We start from the raw sequence: 18976 nt of genomic DNA on the forward strand, positions 1-18976 counted from the left end.
CCACGCTGCCTGCGGAGCCGACGTCGATGCGTCAGACCTTGCCACTGTTCCCGGACGACGACCCATCGGTCACCTGAGGAACCAGCGCCTCGCGGCTCGGCAGGTGCCACAGCCACCACACCACAGCGCCGGCAGGCCGTCATCGACGCGGGTGAGCGGCGTCCAAATCTTGCGCTTGCCGTCTCGGTGGATCCGAAAGTAGCGCCCGGATGAGATGAATATGCCTGGAATCGGGCCGCGTTTTTGTGCCATGCCCCGATCATCGGCAGAGGTGCCCTGATCTTGATGGACTATCCGAATCGAACAGCCTGCGTAAGTGGTTGATCTGAAACGGTTTCACGCTGGCGCTTGTTGGAACCTGCCCCCAAACCTGCCCCCACGCCTCGCCGCAGCCCCTCGATTCTGCCCAATCAGCCGGCCAGCACTGGTGCAGCCTGCTGCAGTGTCCACTTAAACCCCATCGCCCTACTGACCTTGAGCACCGTGGCGAAGCTCGGGTTTCCTTCGCCGGACAGCGCCTTGTACAGCCCTTCGCGGGTCAGTCCCGTATCCCGTGCGAGCTGGGACATGTTGCGGGCACGCGCCACGACACCCAGCGCATGGACGATGAACGCGGGATCGTCGCCGCCCTCCTCCATCACAGCGGCCATGTACGCGGTGATGTCCTCCTCGGTCTTGAGGTACTCGGACGAATCCCATGTGGTGGTCTGAACGGTCATGTGAGTCACTCCAGTTGCCCGGCCATCGCCAGGGCGGATTCAATGTCCTGCTGCTGCGTGCTCTTGTCTCCGCCACACAGCAGGATGACCAGCAGCGGGCCACGCTGCACAAAGTAGACCCGGTATCCCGGACCAACGTCGATCTTCATTTCGGACACGCCACCCGTGAGAACCCGATGTTGTCCGGGGTTGCCGCAGGCCAGGCGGTCGATGCGAGCCTGAACACGCACGCGCACCATGCGGTCACGCAGTCCCGTGAACCAGGACTCGAACTCATCTGTCTTGCGTATTTCGACCATGTGTCAACTGTAGTCAACAGCTTGAGCGTGTGTCAACTGAGGTTTACAGGTAGCACCAGCAGCGCCAGCCCGGACCATTCTGCGCACGTCCTCCAGATGGTCGGCGCCGGCTTCCCTGCCGTGTCCATGGGACAGCCGGCCAGGCCGAACCGGGCAGGGTCCGGGCACGATCAGCGCCAGCCGTTGCAACGTCCGTTTGAACACGGCACTTCCAGCAGCCTGCGCACCAACTCAGCCAGGAACGACAAAGCCCGGACGTGCCGGGCCTCGGGGTGGTTCAGAACTCAGGTTTCCTCAGGTTCCCGGCCATTTCCGAACGTGAGTTTTCCCGAGTAGTTCGCCGACTGGCGAGACTTGCGGAACTGGAGTTTTCTGGAGCGGTGCCGGCCTGCATGGCCTGTTGGACGTCAACATTTGTCAACAGGCGGCACCATGCAGAACACAAGTTTTTCCAAGTAGTTCAGGTGGGTTCCAGCCCTCTGCGCTTCAGCCCTTCCGGGTCATCGTCGCCACCATGCGCCGTGCAGCGGGCCTGACGGCAAACCGGCACACCAGCGGGGCCATCTTCAGCCAGGCGGCCCGATGCGGCCCTTCCAGCTTGGACAGGTGCAGCGCCAGCGCCTGGGCGTCAGCAGCAGGGCCACGGCGCAGCAGCTGGGCGGCATCGTCCAGAAGATCGGCCAGCAGCTCGCGCATCAACCCGGACACCACCAGCGGGTGCAGGTGTTCGTTCTGGTCGGCGGGTCGGCTCATGCGTCACGCCTCGACCGGTTGGACAGCGGCCCCATCTCGCCTCCCGGCTTGGTGCGGGGCTTCAGGATCTCTTCGGCCGTGCGGGGCTTGTGCTGGTGGGGCTTGCGCGGCGCCGGACGGGTGTCGGTGGTCGGCGGTGCTGGCGCGGCGTGGTCCTGAAGGTGCCCGTACTGACTCCGAGCGCCACAGGCACCCAGCAGCGCCACAGCGAAGGCGAACGGGTCCGCCAGGGCTTCGACGATGCGGGCGTGCGCCTGGGCAGCATCGGGCGCCACGGGAACGGCTCGCGTGCCGTCGGCACCGTGGCGGATGTGCTGCGGGTCGGCGTGGTCGGTCATCGGCCGCCCTCCGGCCAGTCCTGCGGCCCGAAGTCCTCGGGGTCGTGCTGGCGCTGCTGGTGGGGCTGCTGGTGGCCTTGGCGGGCCTGCGGTGCGCGCTCCTGCGGCTCGGGGTCACCAGCAGCAGCGGCACGGCGGCGCTTCAGCCCGTACAGCGTCAGCACCTGGGCGGCCACGAGGTCCAGACCCGGGCGGGGGTTGCCCTCGCGGTCGATCCAGGCGCTCGGCTTGAGCGTGCCGGCCACGGCCAGCGAGTCGCCGGCATCCAGCGCCAGCAGGGCAGCGCAGGCCGATTCCGAGAACGCCACGACGTTGACGAACACGCCTTCGGCCTCGCCGACAGCGGCGCGCACCTTCGCGGTGACGAACGGGCGCCCGCCCTTGCTGGTGCGTTCCTCGGCTCGCTGGTGCAGCTTGCCGGTGATGAGTGCTTCGATCATGGGTTCCCCCTTGTTGTGTTGATCTCGCGGGCCACGGCCGCCCATGCGTCCGGCGTGCCCTCCACGGTCCATTCGTAGCCGGTCCAGTAGTCCCGCACCTGCAGTGCCAGGTGAACGCCCACCGGCCACACGGCGCGCCACTGGTCGCGGTCGCGGCGGTACAGCAGCACGGGCAGCAGACCAGCCGGGCGGGCCTGGGCGACTGCCTGCGCCCACCATGCCCGGATCTCGCCACGGCTGGCGCTGGCATGGCGCTTGATCTCGACCGACCAGCCCGGCACGCCTTCGAGGTCGGAATCCCCGCCGTGTTGCCGGACCCTGCGGCGCACGTCCCAGCCGGTCAGGTCGCGGATCAGCGCGGCGGCCTCCCGCTCGCCGGTCTGGCCCTTGGTTCTCTGCATGGCGCCCATCACGCACCTCCTGCCGGCTTGAACCACTCGCAGCGGATCAGCTCGGCACGCACCGGCTCGAATTGCCGGCTCGCGCTGGTCATCTGGCCAGCGCGGGCAGCGCCACAGCGGCGGCCCTCCAGTCGGCTGCACTCGACGCACATGGCCAGGTCCAGGCACAGCATGTCGCGCACCTGCAGACGGTCGGCGATGCGCGCGGCGTCGTCCAGGCCGAACCCGTGGCGCCGGGCCAGCGCGGTGTATTCCGCCAGGCGGTCGGGCTCTGGTCCGGTGTCGGTCACGTCGACCAGGCACAGCACGCGGCGGGGCGTTGCCGGTCTGGTTGCAGTGGTTTCAGGTGCCGGTGTTCCAGGTGTTCCCGCCGACTTCAGGCGGTCCCGCTCTTCCACCAGGCGCAGCAGATCCGGGGGCATCAAAGCGCGGTTCAGCCTCATGACTTGGCCCTTTCACTGAGTTCATGACTCGAAAACGTGGTTGCAGCGGTTGCAGTGGTTGCACGGCACGGCCCCCATAGGGGAAACGCCCTTTTCGGGCTGCAACCGGTTCTGGTTGCACGGTGGTTGCAGGTGGTTGCAGAGGGGCTGCAGGTCGTCACGGATGGGTTCGAGGCCCGATGCAACCAGGCTGCAACCCACTGCAACCAGCTTGCAACCAGTGTTGGTTGCAGCGGTTTCTGCCCGCTCTCCCTCTGTGCGGGGACGGCTGCAACCAGTGCAACCAATGCAACCGCGTTTTTGGGGTGCGTTCTGGAAAACAGGCTGTTTCGGCCAGTACACAGAACAGGAAGCGACATCTTCAACCTCTGTTGGACTGGTTGCAGTGGTTGCACCAGGCTGGTCGTGGTGGCGATCACTCCGCGTCCTCCCACAGCTTCGCCGTGAAGGCGTAGACCCGTGCCGCTGGGATGTTCGGCAGGCGGAAGGTGCGGGTCTGCCGGCCATCGGCGCCCGGCTGGATGACGCCCGCATCGGTCAGCACCTTGGCGGCGGCCTTCGCGTCGTGGCCTGCGCAGACCTCGCGCTTGAACACCTCCGGCAGTACCAGGAACTGCCGCACGCCATCCGAGCCGGTGCGGTAGAACCCGGCCCGGTTGATCACACGCTGTTCGTTCTGCGCGTCGGCGTCCTCGAAGCGGCTGGCGCCATGCACCTCGAAGAACGCCCGCACCTGCGACAACAGCGCCCGGTGTTCCTTGTTGCCGATCCCGCCGAAGCCATCCAGCCAGGACGCGAAGCACAGCCCCACAGCCGTCGACGCCTCGCCCTCTGCCCAGCCCGTCAGGCCGTAGCCCGTCGCCAGCTCGCCCGCCGTAGCCACCAGGCCGAAGCGGCGCGCCACCCGCAGCACCTGCCCGGACGCGCCGGGCGGCACATGCGTGTCCACGAATGCGCGCACGCCGTCGGCGATCAGATCCGCCAGCGCGGCACGGCGTGCCACCACGAGATGCAGCCAGGCCACGCCCACCGACCCGTGGTGACGCGCGGCAGCGTCCTTGATGGCCAGCGCCAGCGCGGCCGGCGTCGGCTGGTCGTTCAGCACCTCGAAGGCGCCCATGCCTGCGCCCGCATCGGCTTCGATGTCCGCCAGGCGGATCTCCTGCCCGGCGTTCGCCTTCTTGCCGGCCTTGAGCATGAGCGCCGACAGGCTTTCCTCTCCCGCCGACAGGAACAGCAGCCGCCAGCGTGCCGACGGCTTGGCGGCCCCTGTGCGGGTCGCCCGGACCTTGCCTTGCCCGTTCGCCAGCAGGTAGGCGGCCTCTCCCGCGTCCTTCGGGTCGACCTGCGACAGCTCGTCCAGGATCAGCAACCCGTCGTTGTGCAGCGCGGCCAGCCCTTCCAGGCCGTTCGAGGTGGTGCGCCACAGCCGGGGGTATCCGCTCGGACTGCCCCAGACGGACGCGGCCAGTGCCAGCGCGGTGGACTTGCCCGAACTGGACGCCCCACGCAGGTGGAACCCGCCCGAGTCCTCGCCGCAGATGTTGGCCAGCGGGGGCGCCAGGGCCGTGCAGATGGCGAACACCATCCGGCTGTTGCCCCGGGACAGCGCGGCGGCCGTGTCGCGCCAGCCGTCGGCCGTGCCCAGCGTGGACAGGGCAGGCTCCAACGCCTGGGCAGACTGGAACACCACCTGTTCGTGGTCGGCGCCGATGGCTTCCTCGGGCAGCACGTACACGCCACCGAACCAGCCCAGCCGCTCCACGCAGCGCGCCCGCTCGGTCACCGGCCACACCTGCAGGTACATGCTGACCAGATCCCGCGCGGCGCGGCTCGGGGCCATCGCCAGCCCGAGGCGCATCAGCTCGCGGCGCACGTCCAGGCCGTCAGCGGACAGCAGCACCCGGGGCATGGCCCAGCGGTGCGCCACGCCGTCGGCGTCGTGCCATTCCAGCAGCTTGCCCCAGTCGTCCGACTTGGCGCCCCGCGTCTCCGCCAGGATGCGCAGCGGCGCACACAGCCACATCGGCGCCCGCTCGTTGCCCTCCCTGTCCTGCCCGATGAAGTACACGCCCGCCGAACGGTCCTTCGTCGCCTCCAACAGGGTGAAGGTCATGCCGCTGACCTTGTGGGTGGTCGGTGCTGGCGCTGGTGGTGCGCTGCGGGCGGCCTTCAGTCGTTCCAGGTCATCGGCCACGGGGTCGCCTTCAGTCGTTGCGGTCATGGCCGGCCCCTTCCCGGTTGGCGGTTTCGAGGTCGTGCAGCCGGTCGAAGGTGCGCGCCGTGGTCGGCAGATCCCGAGCGGCCCACACGTCGCACCAGTCGGCGCCCTCCTCTTGCGGGGTCAGCACGCTGACGCGCAGGGCTGCAGCCTGGGCACGCTGGCGCAGTCGGTCGGCGGCCTCGCGCCCGGCCTTGTCGGCGTCGGCGAAGATCACCAGCAACCGCACATCAGCGGGCCAGATCCAGCCCGCCAGGGCGCCCGCAGAGTAGGCGGCCACCGTTGGAACAACGGATGCCATCGACACGGCCAGGGCCGTCTCCACGCCCTCCGCTACGCCGATCACGCCATCCATCGGCGCACCCAGCCGGACACAGCCGCCGATCAGCGGTCCTGACGCCTGGGTGACCTTCTTCCCCGGCCCGGGAACGTTCGCCTTCTGCCCGTCGCGGGACAGCCAGGTGCGGTGCAGCGCCACCAGCTCGCCGGCAGGGTTCGTGATGGCGGCCACCATCGCAGGGAAGCAGCCGAACAGGTCGCCCTCGTGGCGGTAGGGCAGCGCCGGGTGAAAGCGCAGGGCCAGCGGCACCGGCCACAGCGGGGCCAGCAGGCGGCGCTTGATGTAGAGCGTGACCGGATCACCCGGCACCAGGTCGCGGCAGGCGGCCCACAGCCTCGCGTTGCGCTCGCCGTTCTCCGCCCACTGCCGGCGCTGGATGAACTCGCGTTCCCTGCGGGCCTTTTCCGTCTGCATCCGCCAGGCGGTGTGCTCGGCTGGCGTCATGCTGGCCCGGTCCTTCGCCGACCAGGTGCCGCTCATGCCCGAGCGGTTGCAGCCGTAGACGCCCCCGCGCTCGTCGGCGAAGAGCTTGCACCAGCCGGCGCGGTCGCTGGCCTTGGTGCAGGTGGTGAAGCGGTGCAGCTTGCCGGGTTCGATGTGGTCAGGGGCGTACCCCAGCTCTGCCAGGACCGCCAGGCGGAAGGTTTCGGAAGGTGCGTTCATGCTGCACCCCCTTCCAGCGGGAGCGCCAGTTGCACCAGCTCGCGCAGCTCATCGATGCGCTTCGACAGCCGGGACTTCTCGACGCGGCGGCGGTTCATGCCCTTGGAACATGCCTGCGCCACTGCGAACGACTGCGCTTCCTCCCGTTCGGCCTCGATCAGCCGGGCATGCAGGTCGGCACCTGGGCGGCTCAGGCCGAAGTGACGGGCCAGCACCGCGTAGCACTCGCGCCGGTACCAGTTCATCCGCTCGCGCAGCTCTTCACGCACACGGGCCACGTCCACGCCGAAGAGCCAGCCGTTCAGGCGGTCCAGGGGCAGAAACAGCATCTTGCGGCGCTTCCCGTCCTCGGCAACCGTTGCCATGACGACAACGGACGCTTTCAGCTCGGCGTCACGCTGGATGCGTCGAAACTGCCCGGACCAGTTGAGCCCGAGCGAGTCGCAGATAGGACGAATCGCCACGCAGGGCGCACCGTTGACCAGGACAGCCGACAGGCTCAGGCCATGGAATGGAACTCTCTGAATGGCGCTCATGCTGCGGCCCCTCCCGTCTGATTGGCCAGCGCATAGGCGCGGTTCACCAGTGCTTCGGCCTCGGTCTGGCGGTCCATGAAGACGTTCACGGCTACCCGTGCCAGGTCGCCGACCAGCTCAAGCGGGTCTTCACCGGTCGGATCGCGCCAGTCTTGGACCGCTTCAGTGATTCGCTCGCCGAACCCCCTGTCACGGTTGGCGGCGCACTCGATACCGGACAGCACGCGGTGGCAGTTGGTCAGGTTCTCCAGCGCACGCAGCAGCGGTGAAACGTCATGCTTCAGGCGGCCGTGAAGGGTGTCGAGTTCGCTGGCCAGGCTGGAAATCGAGCGCAGAAGGTCGGCATTGGGCAATGCAGCGGCTTGAACCGGGGGCTTCCCGGCGTTGTTCTTCGTGGCCATGTCAGGCTCCGGTGTGTTCGGTGGTGGGGTGGTCGCTGGCGCTGGTCGCGGCAGCGATGACGCGGCGCAGGTCGTCGCGCAGGGCCTGGGTGTGGCGGATCGCTGGGAACCATTCCAGCTCTTCCAGCGCCAGCCGGGCAACGCGCAGCAGCTCGGTGGTGTGGGTGGTGGTGATGGTGGTCATGCGGCCACCCCCTGCGCTGCAGACCATGCCGCGACAGCATCGGCCCGCCAGCGCGTGCAGCGCGGCGTGATGTGCACCGGCCTGGGGAACGTGCCTGCATCCATCAGGCGGTAGATCGTCGCCCGCGACAGCCCGACGATGCTGCACACGGTGTCGATGCGCAGCAGCGCGCCCGGCACGGCCGCAGCGGCCAGCGGCTGGAAGGTGGGCACACGCGCCGGCTTCGGCTTCTGGTCGCGCTGGTCGGCGTCCTTCTGCATCCATTCCGCCATCGTGTGGAAGGTGTGGGTGAAGTTGTCGGCGCTCACAGTGCCCCCTCCTGACGGGGACCGACGAAACCCGGGCCGTAGGCCTCGGGAGCGTGGACGGTGGGCGCGTCGAAGTCCTCGGGCTCACCGCCACCACAGCCGGCCAGCAGGGAAGCGCCGACGATGGCGACAGCCAGGAACAGCAGGCGGGCGGCATTCATGCTGCACCGCCTTCCAGCGGGAGCGCCAGTTGCAGCGCGGCGCTTGCCTTGTCGATCTCGTCGTTCAGCTTCGGCTTGATCTGCTGACGCTGGCGCAGCGCCTGGGCGTGGCGGCTCGCATCGGCGAACGACTCCGCTTCCTTGCGCTGCGCCTCGATCAGCCGGGCGTACAGGGTGGCGGGTGCGTTGGTGACACCTTCCAGCACGTCGAGCACCCAGCGGCGGAACGCTTCGGCCTTGGGCGTGCGGGCCAGCATCCCCAGCAGGTAGGCGCCACGCAGGGAGAAGATGCGGACGGCCCGGCGCTGGGCAGGAACCCCACTTCGGGGTTCTGGGTCAAGCACCTTCACCAGTGCCGTCATGTCGGCGGTGAACTCGTGGGCGTGGCGGGCGAAGACGCGGCGGATTGACGCCTCGGCGGCTGGGGTAACACTTCTGCTACCCCAGCCCGTGGAAGGTGCGTCACTTTGGCCCCCTCCTTCAGCACCTGGGGTGACAGAAGTGTCACCCCCTTCGGTACCGCTGTAGAGCGCGGCCGTGATGTCGCGCATCGTCAGCCAGGTCTGGCCGTGGTGGTCGATCACGCTGAACTCGACCGTCTGGAACGTCAGGCGGGCGGCGTTCATTGCAGACCCCCAGCCACGACACCCGCAGGGATGACGATCTGCACGAAGCCGGGGCCAAGGTCTGCGGCCTCTTCCAGGCACAGCGCCTGCACGGCGGCCCGTTCGGCGGGTTCCTCTTCCATGATGGCGGCACCAATGCCGGGGCAACCATCTTCCAGGATCGCCACGACGGCAGCGCCCCAGCTTCCCAGCTCAAGCCCCGTCAGGCGAGCAAAGGGCAAGCCCTTTCGGCGCATGCTGGCCAGCACTTCGGCCAGGTCGTTGCGCTGCCTGCGGTTCATGCCTGCGCACTTGGCGATGTGCTTCACCAGAGCGGAATCGTTCTTGAAGGTCTGCACGATGGCGCGCAGGTACAGGACGGCGGCGGTCATCGCGCACCCCCGATCCGGTCGGCGGCGATCAGCTCGAAAGCCTTGGCGCGCAGTGCCTCGCGGCGGGTCGCCTTGCTGGCCAGGGTGTGCGCCAGGCGGCGCAGGTAGGCGGGCGCATAGGCGCCGATGCTTCCAGCCTTGGAAGTCGTTTTCATGGTCTCGGGCTCCGGAATGAGCTTGTGAAGACCACTCGCACCGTTTTGAAGCGGCAGCGGGTGGGCGGGATGTTCAAAACACAGATTCCGCTGTGCGGCACGCCTTGCGGACGTGCCCATCCCGCCCATAACCTTGACGGAATTGGGGCGTGACAAAGCCGCACTGACGGGGCGGCTTACCGCGGAATCTGAGGTGTTTTGAAGCACCTGTTCGTAGTTTGCACTACGGGGTATGTCGTGGCAATACGTGGCCATTACTGCGCCCCCTGAATCGCGTTCGACCCCAGCACGCGGCGTGCCTTCGTGCGGTCGTCCTCGGTCAGGCGGTACACACCAATCTCGACCTTCTGGCCGTCCCGGTCCTTCGATCCCTTGCGGGTGCACGGGATGGCCAGGCCGAAACGCTGGCGGATGCGCAGCACCTCATCCGGCCCGTTCGATGCACCTGCAGCGCGGTCGATCTCTTCTCGGGTGCGGTCGCTCACCAGCAGCGCCAGCAAGATGCGCCGGGCACGAGGTGTGAGGATGGCGGGCAGTTGCTGGCGCTGGTCGCTGGCCGTAGCATCGGCACCGGTCTGCATGGGGGTCGTCGCGCTGGTAACGCGGCGGCCCTTTCCGTTTTCTGGGGTGGTCTGCATGGCCTGCCCCTTACTTCGCGCTGGTGGTGCTGGTCGATTCGAGCCAGCGGCGCACCGTGCCGGCGGACCAGCGGACGCACTTTGGGCCGTCGCGGAAGTCGGGGGGTGGGAACTTGCCGGCCTTCATGCGGTCGCGGATCGTCTGTTCAGACAGGCGCACCAGGGCGGACACATCCTTGACGGACAAGCGCGCCAGGTCGGCAAGTTCCTGCGAGACAGGCGGCGCGTTGCGCGGCGTGGTGGTCTTGCGGATCGGGGTGATTTGGGGGGTGGCGGTGTTATGCATGGCAGGCAGAGTGCCGGCCAGTCGTCCGCCAGAACGCCCGTTTCCCGGACGATCCCGCAAAAATCAAAGTGCCGCGCCGACCAGGTGGGGCACCTACCCGTACAGGGGCGCGCCGGAAATCACCACCTCTTCCAGGCACAGGCTCACGCAGCGTTCGGGCGCCTCGAAGTCCTCGGCACCAGCCACGCGGCGCACGTTGGTGGCGCACTGGTGGCAGTGGCGCACATGCGGGTCATCGGTCGGCGCCATGTCGTCCCACTCCTGAAAGCACCTCAGCAGGCGCACGGGCCGGCCAAACGCCTCGATCTCGACGGATTCACGGTCTTGCATCTCTTCCTCCTTCACGCGGACCTGAACGGGATCACCAAACCTCTCGACCCACTGGCGGGGCTGATTCCATGTTGGCGTCGGCGGGCATATCTCCCGGCTCCATCCCGGCCAGCAGCGCCAGCAGGTCGGCGGCTGGCGTTGTGGGTGTCGGTCCAGTTCTGGACGGTTCGGCGGGTGGTCGTTGGTCTTCCGTCATCACGCGGCCTTGAACGGGATCACCTGCGCACCGTGGCGCAGCTTGTCCAGGTAGTCCGCCCATGTCTGCATCATCTGGCGGCGCTGGTCCATGAACTCCGCTCGGTCATAGGCCATGCCCAGCGGCCCGGCCTTGCCGTGCGCCAGCTGCGCCTCAATCACGTCCGGACCGATCCCCGGCAGGCGCTCCACGATCAGCGTGCGCGCCATCGCTCGGAAGCCATGGGCGGTCATCTCTTCGTTCGTGTACCCCATGCGGCGCAGCGCGGCCCTGATCGTGTTCTCGCTCATGCACTCGCCGCCACCCATGAGGGACGGGAACACGAACCGGCCGCGGCCCGTCAGCGGTCGCAGCTCTTCCAGCACCTGCAGCGCCTGGGCGGCCAGCGGCACCAGGTGCGGGCGGCCGTTCACCTTGCCGTGAACCGTGCGCTTCATCTTCGCGGCCGGGATCGTCCACAGCGCGGCGCCGGCGTCGATCTCGCTCCACTCCATCGCCCGCACGTTGCCCGGACGCTGGAACAGCAGCGCCGACAGCGCCAGCGCGGCACGGGTCACGGGATGCCCGGCGTACTCGCCGATGTTGCGCAGCAGCGCGCCCACCTGCACCGGCTCCAGAACGGCGGCCATGTGGCGCACCTGGGCGGGCTTCAGGGCGCCGGTCAGGTCGGCGGCGGGGTTGCGCTCGCAATGCCCGGTCTGGATGCCGTAGCGGAACACCTGCCCGGCGTACTGCCGCAGGTCGTGCGCTGACACGCGGGTGCCTCGCGCTTCGACCAGGCGCAGCACCTCCAGCAGCTTCGGCGCGGTGATGTCCGCCAGCGGCAGCGCCCCCAGCCTGGGGAACAGGTCGCGGGTGCAGTAGGTCAACCACTTGCCGGCGTAGGACGCGGACCAGCCCTCAGCCTTGCCGGCGTGGAACTCTCGCGCCACATGCTCGAAGGTGCCCGGCAGCGGCTCGCCGGCGGCGGCCAGGGCTTCGGCGTGCTGCTGGCGCTGGTGTTCGACCTTGCCGGCCTTGCGGGCCTCGCTCGGGTCGGTGCCGGCCGCCACCAGTGCGCGGGACTCGTCTCGACGCTTGCGGGCATCGGCCAGCGACACCTCGGGGTACGTGCCCAGCCCGATGCGCTTCTCCTTGCCCTCGAAACGGTACTTCAGGCGCCACCACTTGCCCCCGTTCGGCTGCAGTTCCAGGTAAAGCCCCCCACCGTCGGACAGCTTTCGGGGCTTCTCGCCGGGCTTCGCCTTGCGGATGGCGGCATCGCTCAGGGTGTTGGTGGTGGCCATGTGGGGGCAGGTTTTCCGGTTGGTGGGGGCAGATTCTGGACCTGCCCCCATTGTTGCCCCCAGACGGGGGCAGGTTCAACCGTGGTTATCCGTGGCCATACGGGCATGAAAAAAGCCCTTGAGCGTTGATTCTCAAGGGCTTTTCTTGTCTGTCGTGGCCTCTCGGGGCCTGATGTGGTGCCGACTATCCGAATCGAACGGATGACCTACGGTTTACAAGACCGTTGCTCTACCAACTGAGCTAAGTCGGCACGGGGTGCGGATTGTAATGAAAAACCAGCGTCACTTGATGCGCTTGAGCGACGGACGGCCACCAGCGGGCGGCACCGATGGCGCCGGCGGCTCATCGCTGTCCGGCCTGGTCGCCGTCGGTTCGCTGGCCAGACGCAGTCCGGTCGGTGCAGGTCCCGGGGCCGGGGCCGTGTCCAGGGAACTGGTGCTCAGCATCGACGGCTCCGTCGGCACCGGGAACGCCATGCCCTGTCCGTTTTCACGGGCATAGATGGCGACCACGTGGTCGATCGGGACGGTGATGTCGCGCGGAATCCCGCCGAAGCGGGCCTTGAAGTCGATGAACTCGTTGCCCAGACGCAGACCGCTGGTCGCGTCGAAGCTGACGTTCAGCACGATCTCGTTGTTCTTGACGAACTCCATCGGCACACGCACCGATTCATCGACGTGCACCGCCAGCAGCGGTGTGAAGCCGTTGTCGGTGCACCAGTCGTGCAGGGCACGCACGAGGTAGGGCCGCGTGGAGGTTCCCTGGGAATCAGAATCGATGGACATGGCTCGATGAAGTGCGTGGACAGCAGATCCGCGCTTACTTGCGCATCACCTTTTCGGACGGCGTCAGGGCTTCGATGTAAGCCGGACGCGAGAAGATGCGTTCGGCGTACTTCAGCAAAGGCGCCGCATTCTTCGACAGCTCGATGCCGTAGTAATCCAGGCGCCACAGGAGCGGTGCGATCGCCACGTCGAGCATCGAGAAATCGTCGCCCAGCATGTAGCGGTTTTTCTGGAAGATCGGGGCGAGCTGCGTCAGGCGGTCGCGGATCTGCGAGCGAGCCTTGTCGAGTTCCTTGTCGGTGGGCTTGCCACCGCTGCGGTTCTCGAGCGTGTTCACATGGGTGAACAGCTCCTTCTCGAAGTTGAAGAGGAACAGCCGCACCCGCGCACGCGCCACCGGGTCACCAGGCATGAGCTGCGGGTGCGGGAAGCGCTCGTCGATGTACTCGTTGATGATGTGCGATTCGTACAGGATGAGTTCGCGTTCGACGAGGATGGGCACCTCGTTGTACGGGTTCATCAACGCGATGTCTTCCGGCTTCGCGTACAGATCGACGTCGCGGATCTCGAAGTCCATGCCCTTTTCGAACAGGACGAAACGGCAGCGATGCGAGTAGGGGCAGGTCGTCCCGGAGTAAAGCACCATCATGGCTGGGATCGCTCCTTGGCGTGTCAGGGAGAGAGACCACAGGACAGCCCCGTGATCCGGTCTCGGAAAAAGAAAATCGCGCAGAGGCGTTCAAGCACCTCTGCGCGGCAGACGCCGGCCCATGAAGGGCACGGCGTCAGGACATCACTTGACGTCCTTCCAGAACGCAGCGTTCAGGCGCCACGCGATCACGGTGAACAGACCCAGGAACAGCAGCACCCAGACACCCAGCTTGGTGCGGTAGCCCTGTGCCGGCTCGCCCATCCACTGCAGGTAGGCAACCAGGTCACCCACGGCGCTGTCGTAGTCCTGCGCGGACAGCTGTCCCGGCTTGATCTGCTCGAAGTTCTTGAAGACGTGGGTCTTCTTTTCGTGGTCGTGCGGATCGCTGACTTCTTCGAACACTGCACGGCGCTCGCCTTGCAGTTCCCACAGCACGTGCGGCATGGCCACCAGCGGGAAGGCCAGGTTGTTCCAGCCCGTCGCCTTGGTCTCGTCGCGGTAGTAGGTGCGCAGGTAGGTGTACAGATAGTCTGCACCCGTGCCGTTGGCACCTGCACGCGAGCGGGCGATCACGGTCAGATCCGGCGGTGCTGCACCCAGCCAGTCCTTGGCCTGGCGAGGATCGATCGAGACCGCCATCGTGTCCCCGACCTTGTCGGTCGCGAACATCAGGTTGGACTTGATCTGCTCTTCGGTCAGGCCGATGTCGCGCAGGCGGTTGTAGCGCATGTATGCCGCAGAGTGGCAATTCAGGCAGTAATTGACGAACAGCTTGGCACCACGCTGCAGCGCGGTCGTGTCTGTCAGTTTCTGCTCGGGGAACTTGTCCCAGGCGATACCACCGGTGTTGGCCTGTGCCGGTGAAAGCACAGCCAGACAGGCCGATGCCGCAACGAGCAGGGAAGCAATGAACTTTTTCATGGTTGTCGGGGCTCCGTGTCCGTGGGCAGGCATCAGTGCGGCTGGAAGGTCACGCGGTCGGGGACCGGCTTGAACTTGCCCAGCTGCGTCCACCAAGGCATCAGCAGGAAGAAGCCGAAGTAGAACAGCGTGCCGACCTGGGCGGTCAGGGTGCCGGCAACCGACGGCGGCTGAATGCCCAGGTAGCCCAGCACGAAGAAGAAGACGACGAAGACCGCATACAGGTACATGTGCCAGTCCGGACGGTAGCGGATCGACTTCGCCGGGCTGCGGTCCAGCCAGGGCAGGAAGAACAGGATGATCACGGCACCACCCATCACGACCACACCCCAGAACTTGGCGTCGAAGGTCTTGAGCAGCACCGCCGCCACCACTGCACCCACCAGCACGGCCAGCTTGGCCTTGCCCGGGATCAGGCCCTTGAGCACCGCCAGCACCGCCGACAGGCCGATGATCACGCACAGCACGTTGACGAGGTCGTCGGTCGTGGCGCGCAGCATCGAGTAGAACGGCGTGAAGTACCAGACCGGGGCGATGTGCGCCGGGGTCTTGAACGGGTCGGCCGGGATGAAGTTGTTGTACTCGAGGAAGTAGCCCCCCAGTTCCGGTGCGAAGAAGATGATCGCGGTGAACACCATCAGGAACACGGTCACGCCCAGCAGGTCATGCACCGAGTAGTACGGATGGAAGGGGATGCCGTCGAGCGGGTGACCGGTCTTCGGGTCCTTCTTGGCCTTGATCTCGACGCCGTCCGGGTTGTTGGAGCCCACTTCGTGCAGCGCGATGATGTGCGCGACCACCAGGCCCAGCAGGATCAGCGGCACGGCGATGACGTGGAAACTGAAGAAGCGGTTCAGGGTGGCGTCCGAGACGACGTAGTCGCCGCGGATCAGCAGGGCCAGGTCCGGACCGACGAACGGCACGGCGGCGAACAGGTTCACGATCACCTGCGCACCCCAGTAGGACATCTGGCCCCAGGGGAGCAGGTAGCCCATGAACGCTTCGGCCATCAGGCACAGGAAGATCGCGCAGCCGAACACCCACACCAGTTCGCGCGGCTTGCGGTACGAGCCGTACAGCAGGCCACGGAACATGTGCATGTAGACCACGACGAAGAACGCGGACGCGCCCGTCGAGTGCATGTAGCGGATCAGCCAGCCCCAGGGCACATCACGCATGATGTACTCGACCGAAGCGAACGCCAGCGCGGCGTCGGGCTTGTAGTGCATCACCAGGAAGATCCCGGTGACGATCTGGATCACCAGCACCAGCAGGGCCAGCGAGCCGAAGAAATACCAGAAGTTGAAGTTCTTCGGCGCGTAGTACTCGGAGAGGTGCTCCTTGTACAGCTTGGACGCCGGAAACCGGTTGTCGACCCACGTCAGCAGCTTGACGGCTGCGGGGGCGTTGGCGGGTGCCTCTTTGAATTCAGCCATGGTTGGACCTCAGTTCCTTCAAGCCTTCTTGTCTTCACCAATGAGCAGCTTGGTGTCGGACAGGTACATGTGGGGCGGGACTTCGAGGTTGTCCGGCGCGGGCTTGTTCTTGAAGACGCGGCCGGCGAGGTCGAAGGTCGAGCCGTGGCAGGGGCACAGGAAGCCGCCCTTCCAGTCGTCCGGCAGCGAAGGCTGCGCACCAGCCTGGAACTTGTCCGACGGCGAGCAACCCAGGTGCGAGCAGATGCCCACGACCACCAGATACTCCGGCTTGATCGAGCGGCTCTCGTTCTTCGCGTAGTCGGGCATCGGGAAGGCCTTGCGATCCGAATTCGGATCGGCCAGCTGCGCATCGTTCGATTTCAGCGCAGCCAACTGCTCGGGCGTGCGACGCACGATCCACACCGGCTTGCCACGCCACTCGGCCGTGAGCTTCTCGCCCGGCTTGATGCCACCGATATCGACTTCCACCGCGGCACCGGCCGCCTTGGCGCGCTCGGAGGGTGTGAAGGTGCTGACGAAGGGCACGGCGGTCGCTAAACCGCCGACAGCGCCGGCGCAGCCCGACGCGATCAGCCACGTCCGCTTGGCCTGGTCGACTTGCTGGTCACTCATGTGATTCCTCGGGAAAAGAAGGTCCGGTCTGAGATGGGGACAACCCCTGATTCTAGCCCAGCGGCGCACCGGTTCTCCACATCTGGCAACATGCGCCCCCTCTCTGCGCGCGCTCAAGCTGGGGCAAAAACAACACGCTCGTACCGCACGATCCCGACTTGACAGATGGCTTGCGGCGGCAATACTTCACGACAGCGTAACGACATGTTGTCAAACGCTTAAACAAGAGTCAGGAGAACCCAATGAGCATGGCCAGCGAGTTCAAGGAATTCGCCCTCAAGGGCAATGTGATGGATCTCGCCGTCGGCGTGATCATCGGCGGCGCGTTCGGCAAGATCGTCGATTCGCTGATTGGCGACATCGTGATGCCGATCGTCGGCAAGGTGTTCGGCGGCATGGATTTCAGCAACCAGTTCATCGCGCTGAACGGTCAGACGGCCACGACGCTGGCGGAAGCCAAGAAGGCCGGTGCCGTGCTGGCCTATGGCAACTTCATCACCATCGCGCTGAACTTCATCATCCTGGCCTTCATCATCTTCCTGATGGTCAGGACCATGAACCGCATGAAGCGCGAAGCGCCTGCTGCGCCGCCGGCCCCGCCAGCGCCACCGGCTGAAGATGTCGTGCTGCTGCGCGAGATCCGCGACGCGCTCAAGCGCTGAGCCAGAGACAGCCCATGTCGTTCAAGGGTGGCGTTGGGCCACCCTGTTTCACACCCGCACCAAGCGATTGACAGCGGGTCGCAGCACGGTGACCGGACTCGCTGCGCGGTCGATCAGGGCCGGATCAGACGGCGATCAAGCCTTCTTGGCCCAGGCACTGCACCAGCCCGAGGCAGCCACCTGCTTGCCGGCGAACAGCGGGCAGGCGCCCGCCTTGTCACCAGCCTTGCCCTGGTACAGCGCACAACCGCCACAGTTCTGGCCGGCGGCGTACTTCGGGAACTTCTTGGCGTCGGCGCGCTTGGCGTCGGCCACATAGCCGAGGCCGGCGGCGGCAGCGTCCTTCTCGTCCACCATGGCTTGTGCCTGGGCGGCGGTGCCGATCACGGCACCGGAGGCGGCGAGGGTCATCAGGAAAACACGGCGTTGCATGGTCATGGTCAGAGTCCTTGTCAGTCAGTGAGAGAGATGCGATGCAGCCAGCATTCTGCTGCACCGGATGCCGTTGTCCATGACCTTGGTCAAGCCCGGGCCAGCACCATTGCCATGGCGTCGGCCGTCCGTTCCACATTCCCGCTGTTGAGCCCGGCCACGCACATCCGCCCCGAGCGGACCAGGTACACCCCGTGCGTCTCGCGCAGCACATCCACCTGCTGCGGCGACAGACCCGTGTAGCTGAACATGCCACGCTGGGTCAGGAAGTAGCTGAAATCGCGCCCCGGCACCTTGTCGGACAGGGCCGCATGCAGCCGTTCGCGCATGGCTCGGATCCGCACGCGCATCGCATCCAGCTCGTCCATCCACGACTGGCGCAGCACCGGATCCGCCAGCACGCGGGCGACAATCTGGCCGCCGTGGGTCGATGGGCTCGAATAGTTCTTGCGCACGGCCACCTGCAGCTGCCCGATCACCAGACCGGCCTCGGCCACCGTCGGACAGACCACGCTCAGGCCGCCCACACGCTCGCCGTACAGCGAGAAGCTCTTGGAGAAGCTGTTGGCGACGAAGAAGGCGATGCCCGCGTCCGCCAGCGCGCGCAGGGCAAAAGCGTCTTCCTGCACGCCGTCGCCGAAGCCCTGGTAGGCGATGTCGACGAAGGGAATCAGGTCGCGCTCGACCAGCACGGGCATCAGTTCGGCCCACTGGGCCGCAGTCAGGTCCACGCCGGTCGGGTTGTGGCAGCAGGCGTGCAGCAGCACGACCGAACGCGCCGGCAGACCGCGGACCGTCTCCAGCATCGCATCGAACCTCAGGCCGCCGGTGGCCGGGTCGTAGTACGGGTAGGTGTTCACCGTGAACCCAGCGCCCTCGAAGATGGCGCGGTGGTTGTCCCAGGTCGGATCGCTGATCCACACCGCACTGCCGGGAAAGTACTTCCTCAGGAAGTCGGCACCCACCTTGAGCGCGCCGGAGCCACCCAGCGTCTGCAACGTGACCGTGCGGCCACTGGTGACCGCTTCGTGCCCAGCCCCGAAGAGCAGATGCTGGATCTGTTCGCGCGTGTTGGCCGCGCCGACCATCGGCAGGTAGCCGCGCGGGCCGATGGCCTGCAGCATGGCCGTCTCGGCCTCGCGGACGGCCTGCATCACCGGCAGGCGGCCGGCATCGTCGAAGTAGATGCCGATCGACAGGTTGATCTTGCCCGGCCGAGGGTCCTTCTGGAAGTTCTCGTTCAGCGTGAGGATGGGATCGCCAGCGTAGGCATCGACGTGTTCGAACATGGAAAGTGCTCCTGCGAGGGGGTCTGCGATTATCCGCCGAGGCCCGACCCCGGAAAGCCGGGGGGCGATCAGGAAAAATCGCCACCGC

29 protein-coding genes and 1 tRNA gene are annotated in these 18976 nt (G+C 66.6%); 1 reads left to right on the forward strand and 29 read right to left on the reverse strand.

What is annotated here, in order from left to right; all coding sequences use genetic code 11:
* Positions 1-410 precede the first annotated feature (410 nt).
* The 27 genes from AB3X43_RS15920 to petA form a co-directional block, all read right to left on the reverse strand.
* Positions 411-719 carry an addiction module antidote protein gene (locus tag AB3X43_RS15920; protein WP_369430844.1) on the reverse strand — a complete coding sequence of 103 codons (309 nt, stop codon included), beginning with the start codon at positions 717-719 and terminating at the stop codon, positions 411-413.
* Between the two features lie 5 nt (positions 720-724).
* Positions 725-1018: a type II toxin-antitoxin system RelE/ParE family toxin gene (locus tag AB3X43_RS15925; protein ID WP_369430845.1), complete on the reverse strand. Its 294-nt coding sequence runs from the start codon at positions 1016-1018 to the stop codon at positions 725-727.
* 486 nt (positions 1019-1504) lie between these two features.
* The gene (locus AB3X43_RS15930) at positions 1505-1771 is read right to left on the reverse strand and encodes a hypothetical protein (RefSeq protein ID WP_369430846.1); all 267 of its coding nucleotides are present in this window, start codon (positions 1769-1771) and stop codon (positions 1505-1507) included.
* On the reverse strand, positions 1768-2109 hold the full coding sequence (locus AB3X43_RS15935; protein ID WP_369430847.1) for a hypothetical protein: 342 nt from the start codon (positions 2107-2109) through the stop codon (positions 1768-1770). The genes AB3X43_RS15930 and AB3X43_RS15935 overlap by 4 nt, the downstream gene beginning before the upstream one ends.
* Complete coding sequence (locus AB3X43_RS15940) at positions 2106-2549, reverse strand: single-stranded DNA-binding protein (RefSeq protein WP_369430848.1); 444 nt, start codon at positions 2547-2549, stop codon at positions 2106-2108. The genes AB3X43_RS15935 and AB3X43_RS15940 overlap by 4 nt, the downstream gene beginning before the upstream one ends.
* Positions 2546-2959 (reverse strand): putative PDDEXK endonuclease, encoded by a 414-nt coding sequence (locus AB3X43_RS15945; protein ID WP_369430849.1) that lies wholly within the window; start codon positions 2957-2959, stop codon positions 2546-2548. The genes AB3X43_RS15940 and AB3X43_RS15945 overlap by 4 nt, the downstream gene beginning before the upstream one ends.
* Entirely contained in the window at positions 2959-3372 is a 414-nt protein-coding gene (locus tag AB3X43_RS15950; RefSeq protein WP_369430850.1) for a hypothetical protein, read from the reverse strand. Before AB3X43_RS15950 ends, AB3X43_RS15945 begins: the two co-directional genes overlap by 1 nt.
* A gap of 436 nt (positions 3373-3808) precedes the next feature.
* The gene (locus AB3X43_RS15955; protein WP_369430851.1) at positions 3809-5617 is read right to left on the reverse strand and encodes a DUF927 domain-containing protein; all 1809 of its coding nucleotides are present in this window, start codon (positions 5615-5617) and stop codon (positions 3809-3811) included.
* Positions 5601-6617 (reverse strand): DUF7146 domain-containing protein, encoded by a 1017-nt coding sequence (locus tag AB3X43_RS15960; RefSeq protein WP_369430852.1) that lies wholly within the window; start codon positions 6615-6617, stop codon positions 5601-5603. Before AB3X43_RS15960 ends, AB3X43_RS15955 begins: the two co-directional genes overlap by 17 nt.
* A complete protein-coding gene (locus tag AB3X43_RS15965) occupies positions 6614-7153 on the reverse strand; it encodes a phage antirepressor N-terminal domain-containing protein (protein ID WP_369430853.1) in 540 nt (179 codons plus the stop codon). Before AB3X43_RS15965 ends, AB3X43_RS15960 begins: the two co-directional genes overlap by 4 nt.
* Positions 7150-7554, reverse strand: a complete 405-nt coding sequence (locus tag AB3X43_RS15970) for a hypothetical protein (protein ID WP_369430854.1) — start codon at positions 7552-7554, stop codon at positions 7150-7152. Before AB3X43_RS15970 ends, AB3X43_RS15965 begins: the two co-directional genes overlap by 4 nt.
* 1 nt (position 7555) lies before the next feature.
* Entirely contained in the window at positions 7556-7738 is a 183-nt protein-coding gene (locus tag AB3X43_RS15975; RefSeq protein WP_369430855.1) for a hypothetical protein, read from the reverse strand.
* Positions 7735-8046 carry a helix-turn-helix transcriptional regulator gene (locus AB3X43_RS15980; protein WP_369430856.1) on the reverse strand — a complete coding sequence of 104 codons (312 nt, stop codon included), beginning with the start codon at positions 8044-8046 and terminating at the stop codon, positions 7735-7737. The genes AB3X43_RS15975 and AB3X43_RS15980 overlap by 4 nt, the downstream gene beginning before the upstream one ends.
* On the reverse strand, positions 8043-8207 hold the full coding sequence (locus AB3X43_RS15985) for a hypothetical protein (protein ID WP_369430857.1): 165 nt from the start codon (positions 8205-8207) through the stop codon (positions 8043-8045). The genes AB3X43_RS15980 and AB3X43_RS15985 overlap by 4 nt, the downstream gene beginning before the upstream one ends.
* Complete coding sequence (locus AB3X43_RS15990) at positions 8204-8833, reverse strand: BRO-N domain-containing protein (RefSeq protein WP_369430858.1); 630 nt, start codon at positions 8831-8833, stop codon at positions 8204-8206. The genes AB3X43_RS15985 and AB3X43_RS15990 overlap by 4 nt, the downstream gene beginning before the upstream one ends.
* Positions 8830-9204 (reverse strand): hypothetical protein, encoded by a 375-nt coding sequence (locus tag AB3X43_RS15995; RefSeq protein ID WP_369430859.1) that lies wholly within the window; start codon positions 9202-9204, stop codon positions 8830-8832. The genes AB3X43_RS15990 and AB3X43_RS15995 overlap by 4 nt, the downstream gene beginning before the upstream one ends.
* On the reverse strand, positions 9201-9359 hold the full coding sequence (locus AB3X43_RS16000; protein ID WP_369430860.1) for a hypothetical protein: 159 nt from the start codon (positions 9357-9359) through the stop codon (positions 9201-9203). Before AB3X43_RS16000 ends, AB3X43_RS15995 begins: the two co-directional genes overlap by 4 nt.
* Before the next feature lie 254 nt (positions 9360-9613).
* Positions 9614-9997, reverse strand: a complete 384-nt coding sequence (locus tag AB3X43_RS16005; RefSeq protein WP_369430861.1) for a hypothetical protein — start codon at positions 9995-9997, stop codon at positions 9614-9616.
* Between the two features lie 10 nt (positions 9998-10007).
* Positions 10008-10283 (reverse strand): helix-turn-helix transcriptional regulator, encoded by a 276-nt coding sequence (locus AB3X43_RS16010; RefSeq protein ID WP_369430862.1) that lies wholly within the window; start codon positions 10281-10283, stop codon positions 10008-10010.
* A gap of 93 nt (positions 10284-10376) precedes the next feature.
* Complete coding sequence (locus AB3X43_RS16015) at positions 10377-10613, reverse strand: hypothetical protein (RefSeq protein ID WP_369430863.1); 237 nt, start codon at positions 10611-10613, stop codon at positions 10377-10379.
* 195 nt (positions 10614-10808) lie between these two features.
* Positions 10809-12095, reverse strand: a complete 1287-nt coding sequence (locus AB3X43_RS16020) for a tyrosine-type recombinase/integrase (protein ID WP_369430864.1) — start codon at positions 12093-12095, stop codon at positions 10809-10811.
* A gap of 175 nt (positions 12096-12270) precedes the next feature.
* Positions 12271-12346, reverse strand: a tRNA-Thr gene (locus tag AB3X43_RS16025).
* A 31-nt stretch (positions 12347-12377) separates the two neighbouring features.
* Complete coding sequence (locus tag AB3X43_RS16030; protein WP_369430865.1) at positions 12378-12881, reverse strand: ClpXP protease specificity-enhancing factor; 504 nt, start codon at positions 12879-12881, stop codon at positions 12378-12380.
* 34 nt (positions 12882-12915) lie between these two features.
* On the reverse strand, positions 12916-13530 hold the full coding sequence (locus AB3X43_RS16035) for a glutathione S-transferase N-terminal domain-containing protein (RefSeq protein ID WP_179634374.1): 615 nt from the start codon (positions 13528-13530) through the stop codon (positions 12916-12918).
* 144 nt (positions 13531-13674) lie between these two features.
* Complete coding sequence (locus AB3X43_RS16040) at positions 13675-14454, reverse strand: cytochrome c1 (protein WP_369430866.1); 780 nt, start codon at positions 14452-14454, stop codon at positions 13675-13677.
* A 32-nt stretch (positions 14455-14486) separates the two neighbouring features.
* Positions 14487-15890: a cytochrome b gene (locus AB3X43_RS16045; protein ID WP_369430867.1), complete on the reverse strand. Its 1404-nt coding sequence runs from the start codon at positions 15888-15890 to the stop codon at positions 14487-14489.
* 18 nt (positions 15891-15908) lie between these two features.
* Positions 15909-16505, reverse strand: coding sequence for a ubiquinol-cytochrome c reductase iron-sulfur subunit (gene petA / locus AB3X43_RS16050; protein ID WP_369430868.1), 597 nt, complete (start codon positions 16503-16505; stop codon positions 15909-15911).
* A gap of 242 nt (positions 16506-16747) precedes the next feature.
* On the opposite strand from petA, the gene mscL reads away from it, so the two are divergent.
* On the forward strand, positions 16748-17167 hold the full coding sequence (gene mscL, locus AB3X43_RS16055; protein WP_369430869.1) for a large conductance mechanosensitive channel protein MscL: 420 nt from the start codon (positions 16748-16750) through the stop codon (positions 17165-17167).
* Between the two features lie 135 nt (positions 17168-17302).
* Here mscL and AB3X43_RS16060 read toward each other — a convergent pair whose 3' ends face one another.
* Both AB3X43_RS16060 and AB3X43_RS16065 read right to left on the reverse strand, forming a co-directional pair.
* On the reverse strand, positions 17303-17605 hold the full coding sequence (locus tag AB3X43_RS16060; RefSeq protein ID WP_369430870.1) for a high-potential iron-sulfur protein: 303 nt from the start codon (positions 17603-17605) through the stop codon (positions 17303-17305).
* Positions 17606-17688: 83 nt separating this feature from the next.
* Positions 17689-18888: an amino acid aminotransferase gene (locus tag AB3X43_RS16065; protein WP_369430871.1), complete on the reverse strand. Its 1200-nt coding sequence runs from the start codon at positions 18886-18888 to the stop codon at positions 17689-17691.
* Between the last annotated feature and the right edge of the window lie 88 nt (positions 18889-18976).

The organism is Sphaerotilus sp. (genome assembly GCF_041083715.1).
In the GTDB taxonomy this organism is placed as follows: Bacteria; Pseudomonadota; Gammaproteobacteria; order Burkholderiales; family Burkholderiaceae_C; genus Sphaerotilus.